We start from the raw sequence: 13,194 nt of genomic DNA, 5'->3' as shown, positions 1-13,194 counted from the left end.
GTCGTGTGAGATCCGGTCGCCGGCTGATTCAAGAGGGCGGACGCGCAGCCGGCTTTGCCTGAGGACGCGCGATGAGCGGAGCCACGTCATCGTGGTGCTCCGGATCGCGCAGTGCGCTGAGGAGCCGGTCGCATGTCTCTTCCAAGGGGCACTGGGGGCCATCCAGCAGCTGGAGAAGTCTGTTCAGGCGCTCGTCGATGGGACGTTCGCGGGTTTCGACCAGTCCGTCGGTATAGAGGACGAGCAGATCTCCGTTCCCCGATCCGACGGTGCCGGCTTCGAAGGGAACGCCGCCGACGCCGAGGGGGACGCCGGTGGGCAGGTCGAGCAGTTCCGGGGGATGGCCTGTGCGTACGAGGACGGGAGGCGTGTGTCCTGCCGTGGCGATGTGGCATTCCGCGCGGCGAGGGTCGTAGACGGCGTAGACGCAGGTGGCGATGTAGTGCTCCAGGCGTGCGGTGGTCTTGTCCAGCTGCCGAAGCACCTGTGCCGGGTCGAGGTCGAGATCGGCCAGCGTGCACGTCGCGGTGCGCAGTCGGCGCATGGTCGCGGCGGCGTTCCGGGCCGGTCGCGGGCGCGGCGTGAACGCCCGGGGCGCAGCCGGCTGGTGTCGGTCTGGAAGGATTCGATGCTGTTCACGCAAGGCACCCCCTCCGCCTGTCAACCGACGCGGGGCCTCCTTCCGACCTTCGGTCGCGCCGGTCTCCTTGCTGCTCCGGATACCCCCATACTCCCCCGGGCCCCGTCGCCATCCCAGCGCAAGACGGTTGGCAGACCGGAGAGGACTCGTCTGACGGACAGCGGGCGGTACACGGCCTGCGGCTGCCCGTGACGGGTTCTTCCTGGTCGTGCGGATCTCGGTAGTCCGCTCCCCCTGGTCCTGCTGACAGCCGCGTGGATCATCCAGCAGGTGTCCCGTGGCAGGCCTCATCACCTGCGGCGAAGACGGTGAGCGGAAGGCACATGAGGAGGTTGGCGTCCGGTGTGAAGCTCTCCCGTAGGCCTGCTGCCTCCGACGCGCCTCGCGCGCTCGGCCCAGGCTCGGGTAGGGCTCAAATCCGATGCCCTGGGACTGTGCTCCTCCGTAGCCATCGGCCTGGTGTCCACCGCCCCGGCGTACAGCGTCGCCGCCACGCTCGGCCTCATCGTGGCAGGAGTCGGCCTGGAGACCCGATCATCACGATGCTGGCCTTCATCCCGATGCTGCTGATCGCCTACGCCTACAAGGAACTCAATGCGAGCAACGCCGACTGCGGGACCACCTTCATGTGGGCGACCCGTGCCTTCGGCCCCCGCATCGGCTGGATGGGCGGCTGGGGCCGCCGGGCCGATCCACGTCCGGCTCATCCGTGACCAGTCCCTCATCTGCGAGGCCGCCGACACCGGGCACACCTCACCTCATCTGCGCCACGCCGCCGCTGACGACGAGAGCGGCCGCGGCCTGTTCATCGTCGCCCAGATCGCGCAGCGGTGGGGCACGCGCTACACGCCTGCCGGCAAGACCATGTGGGTGGAGCAGGCCATGCCGGAAGGCCCTGCCGTCGGTGAAGCGCTCTGAAAGTGCGATCCGTCCTGGGAGTGGTGTCCGGCTGCGTTCCATGCGGTGAGATGGTCAGAGGCCCGCGAGACTCTGGATATACGGGCCTGCGTCTTCCACGGCACCGTCACCGTCGCGCCGAATCGGCTCTGGCTCCGAGTCTGATTATCCAGCGGAACTCGGCCGGACGGCCGCACCGTGACGAACTTCGCACTCATGCTCGGGCCCGACCACCCGACGCCGCGTGAAGGTCATCGACCACTTCCCCGGTGAGACCTCCTGCGTCAGCCTGGTGCGGGCCGTCCTGGACCGCGCCTCACGCGGCCGGCGCGGCTTCACCATGACGCCGCAAGCCCTGCGCACCCCTCAAGACCTCCGCCAAGCCCTCCTGCAGCCCCCAACCACCCTCTACAGAGTCCCGGTGAGATCACCGCAGCACTCGAGGAAGCCGCGTGACATCAATCCCACGGAACTACCACGTCGACCCCTTTTCCACCGCAACGGGATCAAAGTAGGATGGCTCGACTCGTGCGCTACGCGCGAAGAGTTCCACAAATGTGGAATATGCCAGATTTATCTCCCGCTTCACACGCACGGAGCCACCCTCATGGACAACCTGTCCACCGCCGACACCGACGGCGCGATAGAGACACGCGGTATTGAACCTGTCCCGGACCACGAGCGCCGGGGCAGAGTCCGCGAACTCTTCCCGACCTGGGTCGCGGCGAACATCAGCGTCCTGCTTCTCACCATGGGTGCGGCCCTGGTGGTGTTCAACCAGTTGAACTTCTGGCAGGTCTTGATCGTCGCGGTGTGCGCCGCGGTCGCCTCGTTCGGCATGGTCGGCTTGCTGTCGGTCTCCGGAAAGTGGGGTGGGGCGCCGGGCGCGACGCTCTCGCGGGCCACCTTCGGCGTGCGCGGCAACCTGTTCCCCGGCGCGATCCTCTGGATCGCTCGGTTCGGTTGGGAGACGATCAACGCCGTCACCGGTGCCTACGCCGTACTGACCGTTCTTGACCTGCTCTTCGGCGTCAAGAGCAACACCGCGCTGATCGTCGCCACGCTCTTCGTCTTCGTTGCCTGTACGTTCCTGGTCTCCGGCATGGGCCGGAAGGCGCTGAATGTCTGCAACACCTGGTCGACGTACCTCTTCGGCGTCTTCAGCGTCCTGGTGCTGGGCTACCTGATCGCGACCATGCACTGGAGTGAGGTCTTCTCCAAGCCCGCGGGCACCACCGCGATGATGATCGCCGGCATCGGAACCATCGCCGCCGGTGGCATCAGCTGGGTCCCCACCGGCGCGGACTTCGCGCGCTACCTGCCACACGCCGCCTCTGGTAGGAAGATCGTCGGCGTGACGGTTTCGGGCGCCGCTCTGGTGATGGTGCCAATGGTGCTGATGGGTGCGGTGATGGCGACGGCCTCGCCCGGTCTGGCGCGGGCCTCGGACCCGGTCGCCTTCCTCGGTGACCTGCTGCCGGCCTGGCTGGCCGTGCCGTACCTGCTGACCGCGGTCGTGGGCATGATGCTGATCAACAGCCTCTCGATGTACTCGGCCGGCTTCACCGCGCAGACCATGGGTGTAAAGCTGCCGCGTGCCATGGCCGTCAGCATCAACGCCGTAATCTCGCTGGTCGGCGGCCTGATGCTGATGCTGGTCGCCAAGAGCTTCCTGGGCTCCTTCATCACCTTCCTGACCCTGCTCGCCGTCTCCTTCTCGGCCTGGATCGGCGTCTATGCGGTGGACATGTTCCGGCGTCGGTCGCTTGCGGTGCGCTACGACGCCGCCGCGCTGATGGACACCGGCCGGAGCAGCCGCTACTGGTACGTGGGCGGCTTCTGCTGGCAGGCGATGGTGTCCTGGGTGGTCGCGCTGCTGATCGGGCTCGCCTTCACCAAGTGCGACTGGTTCGCCGGCCCGTTCTCCAGCACTCCCATCGGCAAATACGGGCTCGCCTGGGCGGCGACCATCGTGATCTCCGGCGTGATCATGGCCGTGCTCCCCGCGCCCCGGGAGAACACGTCCGCCACCACCGAGGAGGCCGCTGCCCTCAAGGTCGAGCGGGTCACCGTCTGACGCGAACGCCGGCCTTTTGGACTGCGTCGGTGGAGGTGGACTCGGAGACGGTCGTGCGGATTCTCCTGCGCAGTCGTATGCCAACGATGGAGAACTTCCGCATCACGCGGGCGACCTTCTTCTCGTTGACCCGCAAACCATGGTCACGAAGTTCGGCGGTGACGCGGGGCGAGCCGTTGGTGCCGCGCGAGTCGGCGTGGATGAGACGGATCGTCTCCGCCAGGAGCCGGTCGTCCTGTTCCCGTGCCTGCCGGGCGTCGCCACGGGTCCGCCACTTGTAGTAGCTGGACCGGTTCAGGCCCAGGACCTGGCACAGCCGCTTCACCTCGAAGGCGTCCCGGTGGTCGTCAACGAACTGGAAGCAGTTCACCAGTTCGTCTTCCCGGCGAAATACTTCGCGCCTTGCGCAGGATGTCCCGCTCGGTCGCCAGCTTCCGTTCACTGACTTCAAGCTCCCGCACCCGCGCTTCCAGCCGCCGGATCCGCTCGTCCGCCTCCGACCCCGAGCCCGGCTCGGACGTTCCGGCCAACAGCCTCCCTCCTGAGGGCCCGGCCGCCCCGGCGACACCGCGTCGTTCACGGTCCCGCAGCACCCAGGTCCGCAGACTGCCCCTGCTGATGCCCAGGTCAGCGGCGATCCCCTTGTAGGTCGCCCCGAGCGTGGACTCGTACAGGGCCACGGCATCGGCCTTGAACTCGTCCGCGTAGTCCTTCGTCGCCAGTATCAGCGTGTCCACCACTCAGGGGAGGCCCCCTGGGCAACCGGGCCGCGCAGTCGCCCTCGGCATGCTTTCCATCCCGCCTCGCCTCTGGCCCGTCCGTGTCAGAGGTCCGTGCAACACTGCGGCACATGTCTCTCGCCGATCTCAGTCTTGACCAGTGGTGGTCATTCGACCTGTCGACCGCACGCCGCGTCGCCCACCAGGCCGCTGAGCTGGTCGGTGGCCGCGTGACCGCCATCGAGACCGTTGCGCACCTCGGCGCCCCGCTGCATCGTGTCCGGATCGAACGGAATACTCAGGAATTCGCTTTGATACCCGGCGGCACAGTGGCGCTCGGGGTCGACCTCGAAGGCTGGCATTCGGCCTCTGAGCAGACCGCCGATTACGCGGAGAGCCTGGAGCATGGCTTCGGTTACGGTCCCGACCTCCGGGCCCACCTCGCCCAGGTGCTCAGCCCACGCCGGAGCGTCACCCTGGCCACCGTGCTCATGGCCGTGGAGGACGAGAACCTGACCGAACTGCCCGCCGACATGCCAGCCGTACTCGCGGCTCGCGGCCTTCGAATGCCGAGCTCTGACGAGTGGGAGCATGCCTGCGGTGCTGGCGCCACAACCCTGTTCCGATGGGGCAACGACTGCCCTCTCGACCGCATCCCCTACGGAGACCCGGACGGGCCGCAGAACCAGCCGAATGCCCTCGGCCTGCGCATCGCTTACGACACGTACCGCACGGAACTGACCAGCGATGCCGCTGCCGTCCACGGCGGGGACGGCGGCGAATCGGTGTGCGGCGGCTACGGGTGTCTTCTGGGTTGGCTCCCACTGGCCACGGCCAACCGCAATCCTTCCATGGCCGAGTTCGTGTACGGTCCCGACGGCGAGGACCTCTGCGAGGACTTTTCCACTCGCCCTGTGCTCACGCTCTGAACCCAGGGCTGAAAATCGGTTCGTCCGTGCCTGCGGGCTCCGGCACAATCCGCCCATGGGAACGGACATCAACGGCTACATCGAGTGCAAGCGCGACTACCCCGTTGATTTCGATGAGACAGACTCCCTCTGGCACGCCGCTATGGACTTGGACCATCTCTACGACGGACGCGAGTACAGCGCCTTCGGCTGCCTGTTCGGAGTACGCGACAACAGCTTCGAGCCTCTCGCCGCGGAACGTGGGCTGCCTTTGGACGTCTCCAAGCATCTCACTTAGCTTGTCGAGGAGTATGGCGGCCGGTCGCCGTCCTGGATCAGCTGGGCCGAAAATCCGCCTCGCCGTCTGAGCGACGGGGCGGATTCACCAACGGTGTCGGCTCGATGCCGGACAGGGGCGCCTCCGCCGTAAGTCCCTTTACGGCGCCAGGAGCTGTCCCGCGGCGAGCGCCGAGGCCACCACGCCTCCGGCCACCACCGCCGAGGCGGCGAACAGCGGAATCCTCGGGGTCCAGGTGCGCAGCAGCGAGGATCGGGAGACACGGTCCAGCAGCGCGGACGACACCGTCGCGTCCCGCGACGTAGGCGATGTCCGCCCGTACGGTCGGGCTGGTGAGCGGGGCCCGCCCCGGCTCGCAGGTGCTGCCGCCGCCCAGCTTGGACTCCCAGGTCACCGCGCCCGTCTTCGGGTCGTGCCCGCGGACTCAGTATGCGGTGAAGGTGACAAGCTTCGCCGGGCCCGATGCGGGGTCGGTGAGCACGGGCGACGAGTGGCTGTCGATGTCGCCCGCGGTGTCCTTCGCCCACAGTTGCCTGCAGCTCGTCAGGTCCATCGCGATGACCGTATTGCTCGACGAGGAGTGCGGATAGGCGGTGTTGGAGCCGGGCTCGCGCAACGCAGTGCTGTGGGACTGGCCCCAGGAACTGGGTGCGCCGTTTGACCGGCTTGATGTGGCCGTAGAGCTTGTCCTTGGCCAGGTCGTAGGCGGCGAACAGGTGGAGACTCCGCCGTAGCGGTTGTAGGTCGCGCGCCGTCGGCGGCGTGGCTCGCGGTCGGGGTCCTTGTGCTTGCCACCGCGCTCGGCCCGCTGCCGCCCGGGGTGGGCATCAGGTTGAGTGGTCCGAACTCGTCCATGCGCAAAGTGACTTCGGGTTCGCCGCCCTCGACGTCGACCCGCGCGCCGCAGACAAGCCTCAGGCCTGAGTAGGAGCCGAAGACGGGGCGGGACCGGCATCAGAGCCCGGCCCGCGTCCGGGCAGACAAACAGGTATCAGGCGGCGGGGCACGCACCCTCGCCGATGGAGGTGGTGACGAAGTCGTAGCCCATCGCCTGCTTGCGCTTCATGGCGTAGACCTTGAGGCAGAAGGCTGTGTCCGTGCCGTCGGCGGTGACGGTGTAGTCGGCCTGTTCCGCGCCCCCGTTGAACACGGCGGAATCCGGCGGCTCCGAGGCGAGCGTGACAGTCACCGCGCCCTGGGAACCATGGCCCTTCTCCGCGATACCGGCCTGCAGGATCTCCTCGTAGTTGATGGTCCCGGGCCCGAACTGCGCCTCGCTCGACAGCTCGGCGGTCGCCGCTGTCACGGCGGACCGCAGTTCGTCCCCCTCCCAGTTGTTGGAACCGCTGAGGAGCCCCGGATGATAGAGCAGGTACATCCCGCCGACGGCGAAAAGCAGCGAGCCGATGATGAGGGCGCGGCCGACGGGGTTGTGCGGGTTGTAGACGTATCGGTTGGTGCCCCATTTGCTGCGGATGAATATGCGGTCTGCGTCGTCGCGGCTGTCCGTCATGGCGACATTCTCGACGCGGGCCGGCCCTTGTGACCAGCGGTTCGGGGATCGGCTGAGAACCCTCTCGGGCAAGACCGCGCCCCTCCGCGGAACTGCTGGGGCGCTGCGTCCACAAGAGAGCGGTTCCGGTCAGTGCCTCATGAGGCGATTCGGACGGTTGGGTAACCACTCGGCTCAACTGGCTTCCCCATAGCGAAGTCAAGCTTCGACTGAGTGATTTTCGGCCCTGTGCTGACGACGCGGGATAGATGTAGAGGACGCCGGTTCTTGAGGAACTGTCAAGATTTGTGGACCGCTGGCTGTCTACGGACTGTGTGAAGCGCATAGCGGGTGATGGACGGGCACTGCGGCGTATTGACCTTGTGTTACGACCGGAATTGGATCTTCCCTGTCCGTGCGGGGCCGTGTGCGGCTGGTGACACGGTTCTGACCGGAGCCCCATAACCCTGTCTCCCGACGGGTGGCCTGTTCTTTGCCCTACCCTTGCACCGGATCAGCGCTTTAGCTCGGTAAGCAGCCGTGTCTCCCCCAGTTGGACAGCCCACTTTGGCAACCTGTACTCATGGCCGACACCTTCGAGCACACCCCCCAAATCTGGAACGCCGCACAACTGCGCGATGCCCTCAAAGATCTACCCGATGACGCACCCATCCATATCGGTGTGGCAAGCGACCCCGGCGACTTCGACGGGTACCGCGGCTTCGTCCTCGTGGACGCCCATCAGGTGGAGAACTGGTGGCCGGCCACCGCGACCACGCCAGAACGCACCGAGACGGAGAAGGCGCTGACCCTGTTCGCCGACTGGGAGCCAGACAGGTACGACCTTCTCGACTGAACCGGTCACGCTCAGGTCCACCGGACTTTCGGTTACCGCTGCAGTATTCGCCGGACACGCCCGCACCGAAGGAGCAGCCCCCATAGACCCGAGCGCGAACCACAGACCATTGCCTACACGGCCACCGAAGAGATCCGGGCCCTCAGCCACCGCACCCTGGGCGGCGCCTCGTTCCACACCCTGTCGAATGCCGTCAGCCGTCGAACCGGTCCCAGTCGAGGTCCAGGGCACCGAGTCGGCGCAGTGCTTCGTTTCCGGGAGGATCCTGTTCTGGATTCCGCGGATCGCAGGGCGTTCCTCAGCGAGCCTGTAGAAGTCGGCCAGCGCCTGAGGAATGGCGGCGGGCGTAGAGACCGCCCGGGGCTGCTGATCAACGGCTGGGTACCAGCCGGTGACGAAGCGCTCCAGCGCTTTGGTTCGGTTGTGAGCCAGATGCTGATCGAGCCAGTCCAGGTCCGGCAGGGCGGCAGGCGCGCTTGGAGGCCGTACTTTGTCGAGGACGTCCGGCTCAACGGCGAGTCGATGCTCAGGACTCATCACGGGCCGGTCGGCCGAGGCTGTTCAGGCCGACCCGCGGCATGGTCACCTGGTCGCGTTGATCGACGAGGGGGGGCCCTGCGTCTGTCGCTGACAGATTCCCTGCGTGATGCGCTCGCCGACGCCGATCGGGCTTCGCTGCACGGTATCGCCCGCGACTGGGCGGCATCAGGTGTCTTCTCCACGCCTCCGGACCCGGGCGGCCTCGCCGGCTTCCTCACACAGGCAGCCGACTTGGCGAGCCGGGCGGTTGAGCAAGGGCATCGCCTCTACTGCTGCTGCTGCTGCTGGAACTGGCCGAAGCCGTACCCGGGGTTGTAGTAGCCGAAGCCGTACCCGGGGTTGTAGTAGCCGTAGCCGTAGCCGTACCCGGGGTTGTAGTAGCCGTAGCCGTAGCAGCCATCCCACCAGCCGCAGCAGTCATCCCACCAGCCACAGCGGTCGTAGGAGTTACTGGTCACGGAGGTCACTCGAGCAGGAGCGGCCGTGGCCGTACCCGCCGCACCGACAGCGGCGCCACCAGCCAGCATCACACCGGCGGCTGCTACAGCGAGGGAACGCTTGATATGAGGTGCTCGCATAAGTCTTTACCTTTCCTTCCACCACCGAAGATCGAAGGTGGATGGCCACAGCGGATGAGAACCATGCGGTGCGGTTCGCAGAGGTCACCGCGTGAAGCGGGAGCACGTCTCGCTGCAGATCGGTTCCCACCCTTCGGGAGACTTGCCGCCCGGGGCGTGCCCCGGTTGCGACTCTCACAGCCATCACGCTAGTAGCACACGACCCTGTCAGCATCTTGAACAGAAATCTACTGAGTCCCGCAAAACCGCAGGTCAGCGGCCGACGACCAGGCCCGAGCCCGTGATGTCCGCCCTCATGCCATCCTTTTCGACGGTGGCATCCCGGAGGCGCACATCACCCGCATGGAGCATGGGCGGGTGATGGAGAGGCACGGCGATCGGCGAGCCAGGAGCTGGCGCGACGGTTCAGCCCCGTAAGCAGCGCGGCTGGAACTGGTCCATGCTCTCTCCTGGGCTGCCTAGGAGACCGGCTGGAGGGTGCGGCCGGCCGTCCCCGGGGCGAGGCCTTGGGTTCTGAGGTCTTGGGTTCTAGGGGGCGGCGGGGCCTTTCCGGGGCTGGGGAAGCCTGTGCCTTCGTTGTCCAAGGTGGTGGCGTCGCGCTTGCCGTCGGCGATCCAGTCGAACTGGACGGTGAAACGGCAGTCCTGTCCGCCTGCCCCTTGGTCACGCGAAGGTCGAACACTTCTGGGTCGCCGGGTTCGACCTTTTCCGCGGAAGAGGACGGCTTTCTTCTTGATCTTCCGGGTGTATGCGTCTTCTTCCGAGCGCGCCTTCCAGGTCGCGGCGGGGCGGGAGAGGGGGGCCGGCGTCGACGCAGGCAAGACCCACCACCACTGTGTCGCGATCGACGAGAGCGGCCGGCGTCTGCTCTCTCGACGCGTCGCTGACGACGAGCCCGAACTCCTCGAACTCCTTGCCAGCGTCATGGCCTTGAGTGACGAGGTGACCTGGGGTATCGATCTTGCCGACGGCGGAGCCGCGTTGGCCATCGCGATCCTCCTCAACCACAACCAGGCGGTGCACTACATCTCCGGCCGGGCCATCCACCGCGCCGCCGAGAGCTACCGCGGCGAGGGAAAGACCGACGCCAAGGACGCCGCGGTCATCGCCGACCAGGTCCGCATCCGCCGTGACCTGCACCCCTTACACGCCGGCGACGAAACCGTCATCGACCTCAAGATCCTCACCGGCCGCCGCATGGACCTCGTCGCCGGCCGCACCCGCACCGTCAACCGGCTCCGCGCTCAGCTCACCGGCATCTTCCCTGGCCTGGAACGGGCCCTCGACCTCACCAACACCGGTCCGCTCACCCTGCTGACCGGCTACCAGACCCCGGCCGCAATCCGGCGGATCGGCGTCAAGCGGCTGGCGACCTGGCTGCGCAACCGCAAGGTCCGCAGCGCCGACCAGCTCGCCGAGACAGCCCTCCAGGCCGCTGACCGCCAGCACACCAGCCTCCCCGGCGAGAAGCTGACCGCCCAGATGGTACACAGGCTGGCGGACGAGGTGATGGCCCTCAACCAGCAGGTCGCCGAGCTCGACAAGCGCATCGAGGCCCGGTTTCGCGACCACCACACCTTCGACGTGATCACCAGCATGCCTGGCCTGGGCGTCATCCTCGGCGCCGAGTTCCTGGCCGCCACCGGCGGAGACATGACTGTCTTCGGCACCCCCGACCGCCTCGCCGGCTTCGGTGGGGTCGCACCCGTCCCGCGCGACTCCGGCAAGATCAGCGGAAACCTGCGGCACCCCCAGCGATACAACCGCCGTCTCCAACGCGTCTTCTACACGTCGGCGTTGTTCAGCATCCGCCATTGCGAGGAGTCCCGCCGCTTTTACGACCGCAAGCGGGCCGAAGGCAAGCGCCACACCCAGGCCGTCCTCGCCCTCGCCCGCCGCCGCGTCAACGTCCTCTGGGCCCTCCTACGCGACGGACGGTGCTACGCGCTCGCACCGCCCACCACTCTCGCGGCTTGACAAACAGCATGAGGAATCGGTGACACATAGTCCGTGCCGCTGCTCCTGCCTCGGCGTGACGGGCTGTGGCTACGTGTCTCGGCAGGCCATGGCTGTGAAGTCCGCCGTGGGGACGGCGGTGGGGGAACTATCGCCGTTGGCCGAGAGATCGTCGTAGCGGACCTTTCCCGGGGTGAGCCGGTCCCGGTCGGTCAGGGTGAAGGAGACGCTTGCCGATGACCAGGAGTTGTCCTTGGTCCAGCCGTAGAGGACATACGTGATCCCGGCCGTGAGCGCGGCCAGAGGCTTGGTCGCGGTCCAGCCGGCGGCGGGGGTGTCCAGGGGCCAGGTGACGAGGCCGGCTGTGAGGGGACGGTCAGCGGTCCATGAACCCATCTTCGTCTGGCTTTTGACATCGGTGCTGTCCACGTAGAGCGTCGCGCCGTCGATATGGTGCCCGCAGATCATCATCACGCCGACCAGACGGCCGTCGCCGGTCACGGAGATCCCGGTGACGGCATCGACGGGGACCGTGCACCCTGAGGTCGCGATCAGGGTCGCACCGACGGCAACAGCGCCGACGAAGCGCCGGGACACCGGCCACGAGAAAATCCGCCGCATGAGCCCCCCTCCCCCGGGGGTCGCCCCCGATAATCCCGGATCGTATGCGGTCCGCTTCGAGACACAGCGGCGCCGTCGCCCATCCGTTGCTACCTCGTTGCTACCTCGTGGCTGGGGCCGGTCAGAGCGTACGGGCGAAAAGGTCCAGAAGTGCCGTCCAGTGGCGCTCGGCTGCATCGGGGTTGTAGGCGGCGGTGTCGGCCTGGGTGTACCCATGGTGCGCGCCTCGGTAGACCTCGCCCTGGTGGCGGACGCCTGCTGTCGTGAGTGCCTTCTCGAGACGGTCGATCTGCTCGGGAGGCATTGCCTGGTCCTGATCGGCGTGCCCGAAGTACGCCTCGGCGGTGATGCGGTCGGCGAGTAGGTGCGGGCTGTCGGGGGTGTCGGGGGCCAGCTGCCCGCCGTGGAAGCCGGCGATGGCGGCGACGCGGTCCGGGTAGGTGCCGGCGGTGCGCAGGGCCAGGCCTGCACCCATGCAGTAGCCGGTGACGCCGACCGGGCCGTCGGTGGCCTGTGGGCAAGCAGCCAACCAGCGCAGGTAGGCGTCGGCGTCACGCATCGCCAGTTCGGGGGTGAGTGACCGCATGATGGGGACGATGCGTTGGAAGATGTCGGGGCGCTGGACGGGGTCGATGAAGTCGGGAAGTTCCACCACCGGGGCACGGCCATGACGGTAGAAGACGTTGGGGACCAGCACGGTGTACCCGGCCCCGGCAAGGCGGTCAGCCATCTTCTTCAGGTGCGCGCGCAGCCCGAAGGCGTCGATGTAGAGCAGGACAGCTGCATGGGGGCTGCCGTCGTCGGGATGGGCCAAGTATGCGTCGGCCGTGCCATCCGGGGTGGGAATATTCACCGCTGTTCCGTGCACGGCAGTCATCGGTGCTTCTCTTCTTTCTGTCACGAATTCAGTAGGGGGCGCTGCTGCGGGTGACCTGTGCTTATTGTCGAACACCACATGTACGCGGCTGCGGGCAGGGCTGCTTTCGTCCCCGTAACTCTGGTCGTTGAGGCGGACGCTTCACCGCCCCGCACGTCGACGACTTACGGCCGCTGCCTACACACTGCTCATGATGGTTCCTTACCCTGGCCGGCCGAGGCGGACATCGAGGCGTTCCCGATCCGCAACCCGCGAACGGGCCTGGAGCAGGGTCGTACGGACCGCTCCACGTGCTGCTGGGCGGTGGCTTGCCACGCTGGGCTACGGGGTTTCCGATCAAGGTGGCGTTGTCTCCCGGCGCCGAGGCCCTGAGGCGATGACTCGCTCGGTGTGTTGTCCTCGGCCCCGTGGCTCCGACCCAAGGCGTCACCGGGTTCGACGGTTACCGGGCCGATCCGGCGAACACCGAGCCGCCGCGACGCGGCAGCCGGTACCCATCAGCCGCCGGTCGTCCCCGGCGGGGAACTGCTGCCAGAGATCTTGGGCGGGGAACAGCCGAGGCCGAACTGGGTTTTCTCGACAGCCCCAGGCCAGGTACGGAGGTGAACATCCCAGCGGCAACTGCTTTGCGCAGAAGGGTGACTCTGGTGCGCAATTCCGGGTGGGTGGTCAGGCTGTGAGTCGGTAGCTGAGGCGGGTGAGGTTGCTGGTGCGGCTGCGGTCCAGTGGATGCTC

General features: G+C 67.1%; 14 protein-coding genes and 3 pseudogenes. 7 read left to right on the top strand and 10 right to left on the bottom strand.

The window, feature by feature from the left end:
* Positions 1–28 precede the first annotated feature (28 nt).
* Positions 29–559, bottom strand: a pseudogene (locus tag ACGFSA_RS30555) (PP2C family protein-serine/threonine phosphatase); the annotation flags it as partial.
* A 623-nt stretch (positions 560–1,182) separates the two neighbouring features.
* Between ACGFSA_RS30555 and ACGFSA_RS30550 the strand changes: the two are divergent.
* The 3 genes and pseudogenes from ACGFSA_RS30550 to ACGFSA_RS30540 all read left to right on the top strand — a co-directional run bounded on the left by ACGFSA_RS30550 (position 1,183) and on the right by ACGFSA_RS30540 (position 3,614).
* Positions 1,183–1,353, top strand: a complete 171-nt coding sequence (locus tag ACGFSA_RS30550) for a hypothetical protein (RefSeq protein WP_393309282.1) — start codon at positions 1,183–1,185, stop codon at positions 1,351–1,353.
* Positions 1,319–1,558 (top strand): annotated as a pseudogene (locus ACGFSA_RS30545) (ATP-binding protein); the annotation flags it as partial. The gene ACGFSA_RS30550 and the pseudogene ACGFSA_RS30545, both read left to right, overlap by 35 nt.
* 586 nt (positions 1,559–2,144) lie before the next feature.
* Positions 2,145–3,614, top strand: coding sequence for a purine-cytosine permease family protein (locus ACGFSA_RS30540; protein ID WP_393309281.1), 1,470 nt, complete (start codon positions 2,145–2,147; stop codon positions 3,612–3,614).
* Here the strand turns inward: ACGFSA_RS30540 and ACGFSA_RS30535 are convergent.
* Positions 3,604–3,984 (bottom strand): IS3 family transposase, encoded by a 381-nt coding sequence (locus tag ACGFSA_RS30535; protein ID WP_393309280.1) that lies wholly within the window; start codon positions 3,982–3,984, stop codon positions 3,604–3,606. The two genes, ACGFSA_RS30540 and ACGFSA_RS30535, sit on opposite strands and share 11 nt — an antisense overlap.
* A complete protein-coding gene (locus ACGFSA_RS30530; RefSeq protein WP_393309279.1) occupies positions 3,962–4,351 on the bottom strand; it encodes a transposase in 390 nt (129 codons plus the stop codon). Before ACGFSA_RS30530 ends, ACGFSA_RS30535 begins: the two co-directional genes overlap by 23 nt.
* Before the next feature lie 113 nt (positions 4,352–4,464).
* Here ACGFSA_RS30530 and ACGFSA_RS30525 point away from each other — a divergent pair, with 113 nt between their 5' ends.
* Together ACGFSA_RS30525 and ACGFSA_RS30520 are read left to right on the top strand one after the other, a co-directional pair.
* A complete protein-coding gene (locus ACGFSA_RS30525; RefSeq protein WP_393309278.1) occupies positions 4,465–5,262 on the top strand; it encodes a hypothetical protein in 798 nt (265 codons plus the stop codon).
* Positions 5,263–5,317: 55 nt separating this feature from the next.
* Positions 5,318–5,539: a hypothetical protein gene (locus tag ACGFSA_RS30520; RefSeq protein ID WP_393309277.1), complete on the top strand. Its 222-nt coding sequence runs from the start codon at positions 5,318–5,320 to the stop codon at positions 5,537–5,539.
* Positions 5,540–5,677: 138 nt separating this feature from the next.
* On the opposite strand, the gene ACGFSA_RS30515 is transcribed toward ACGFSA_RS30520, so the two are convergent.
* The 4 genes and pseudogenes from ACGFSA_RS30515 to ACGFSA_RS30500 form a co-directional block, all read right to left on the bottom strand.
* Entirely contained in the window at positions 5,678–5,824 is a 147-nt protein-coding gene (locus tag ACGFSA_RS30515) for a hypothetical protein (protein WP_393309276.1), read from the bottom strand.
* A gap of 139 nt (positions 5,825–5,963) precedes the next feature.
* The gene (locus ACGFSA_RS30510; RefSeq protein WP_393309275.1) at positions 5,964–6,155 is read right to left on the bottom strand and encodes a hypothetical protein; all 192 of its coding nucleotides are present in this window, start codon (positions 6,153–6,155) and stop codon (positions 5,964–5,966) included.
* Between the two features lie 22 nt (positions 6,156–6,177).
* Positions 6,178–6,424, bottom strand: a pseudogene (locus tag ACGFSA_RS30505) (IS630 family transposase); the annotation flags it as partial.
* Between the two features lie 106 nt (positions 6,425–6,530).
* Positions 6,531–7,052 (bottom strand): hypothetical protein, encoded by a 522-nt coding sequence (locus tag ACGFSA_RS30500; RefSeq protein ID WP_393309274.1) that lies wholly within the window; start codon positions 7,050–7,052, stop codon positions 6,531–6,533.
* A gap of 562 nt (positions 7,053–7,614) precedes the next feature.
* Between ACGFSA_RS30500 and ACGFSA_RS30495 the strand changes: the two genes are divergently transcribed.
* Positions 7,615–7,887 (top strand): DUF6225 family protein, encoded by a 273-nt coding sequence (locus tag ACGFSA_RS30495; RefSeq protein ID WP_266989368.1) that lies wholly within the window; start codon positions 7,615–7,617, stop codon positions 7,885–7,887.
* A gap of 806 nt (positions 7,888–8,693) precedes the next feature.
* Here the strand turns inward: ACGFSA_RS30495 and ACGFSA_RS30490 are convergent.
* Complete coding sequence (locus ACGFSA_RS30490; RefSeq protein WP_393309273.1) at positions 8,694–8,885, bottom strand: hypothetical protein; 192 nt, start codon at positions 8,883–8,885, stop codon at positions 8,694–8,696.
* Between the two features lie 864 nt (positions 8,886–9,749).
* On the opposite strand from ACGFSA_RS30490, the gene ACGFSA_RS30485 reads away from it, so the two are divergent.
* The gene (locus ACGFSA_RS30485; protein WP_393309303.1) at positions 9,750–10,982 is read left to right on the top strand and encodes an IS110 family transposase; all 1,233 of its coding nucleotides are present in this window, start codon (positions 9,750–9,752) and stop codon (positions 10,980–10,982) included.
* 69 nt (positions 10,983–11,051) lie between these two features.
* Here the strand turns inward: ACGFSA_RS30485 and ACGFSA_RS30480 are convergent, their stop codons facing one another.
* Together ACGFSA_RS30480 and ACGFSA_RS30475 are read right to left on the bottom strand one after the other, a co-directional pair.
* Entirely contained in the window at positions 11,052–11,582 is a 531-nt protein-coding gene (locus ACGFSA_RS30480) for a hypothetical protein (protein ID WP_393309272.1), read from the bottom strand.
* A 121-nt stretch (positions 11,583–11,703) separates the two neighbouring features.
* Complete coding sequence (locus ACGFSA_RS30475) at positions 11,704–12,459, bottom strand: dienelactone hydrolase family protein (RefSeq protein ID WP_393309271.1); 756 nt, start codon at positions 12,457–12,459, stop codon at positions 11,704–11,706.
* Positions 12,460–13,194: the final 735 nt, after the last annotated feature.

This window comes from Streptomyces sp. NPDC048496 (genome assembly GCF_043200055.1).
Classification (GTDB): Bacteria; Actinomycetota; Actinomycetes; order Streptomycetales; family Streptomycetaceae; genus Streptomyces.
Note: the sequence above shows the minus strand (reverse complement) of the source record. Positions and strands in the feature narration are given on the sequence as shown.

Coding starts and splice junctions, on each gene's coding strand:
- ACGFSA_RS30500 (WP_393309274.1), bottom strand. CDS start 7,052: ATGACGGACAGCCGCGACGACGCAGACCGCATATTCATCCGCAGCAAA.
- ACGFSA_RS30540 (WP_393309281.1), top strand. CDS start 2,145: ATGGACAACCTGTCCACCGCCGACACCGACGGCGCGATAGAGACACGC.
- ACGFSA_RS30475 (WP_393309271.1), bottom strand. CDS start 12,459: ATGACTGCCGTGCACGGAACAGCGGTGAATATTCCCACCCCGGATGGC.
- ACGFSA_RS30495 (WP_266989368.1), top strand. CDS start 7,615: ATGGCCGACACCTTCGAGCACACCCCCCAAATCTGGAACGCCGCACAA.
- ACGFSA_RS30520 (WP_393309277.1), top strand. CDS start 5,318: ATGGGAACGGACATCAACGGCTACATCGAGTGCAAGCGCGACTACCCC.
- ACGFSA_RS30525 (WP_393309278.1), top strand. CDS start 4,465: ATGTCTCTCGCCGATCTCAGTCTTGACCAGTGGTGGTCATTCGACCTG.
- ACGFSA_RS30550 (WP_393309282.1), top strand. CDS start 1,183: ATGCTGGCCTTCATCCCGATGCTGCTGATCGCCTACGCCTACAAGGAA.
- ACGFSA_RS30480 (WP_393309272.1), bottom strand. CDS start 11,582: ATGCGGCGGATTTTCTCGTGGCCGGTGTCCCGGCGCTTCGTCGGCGCT.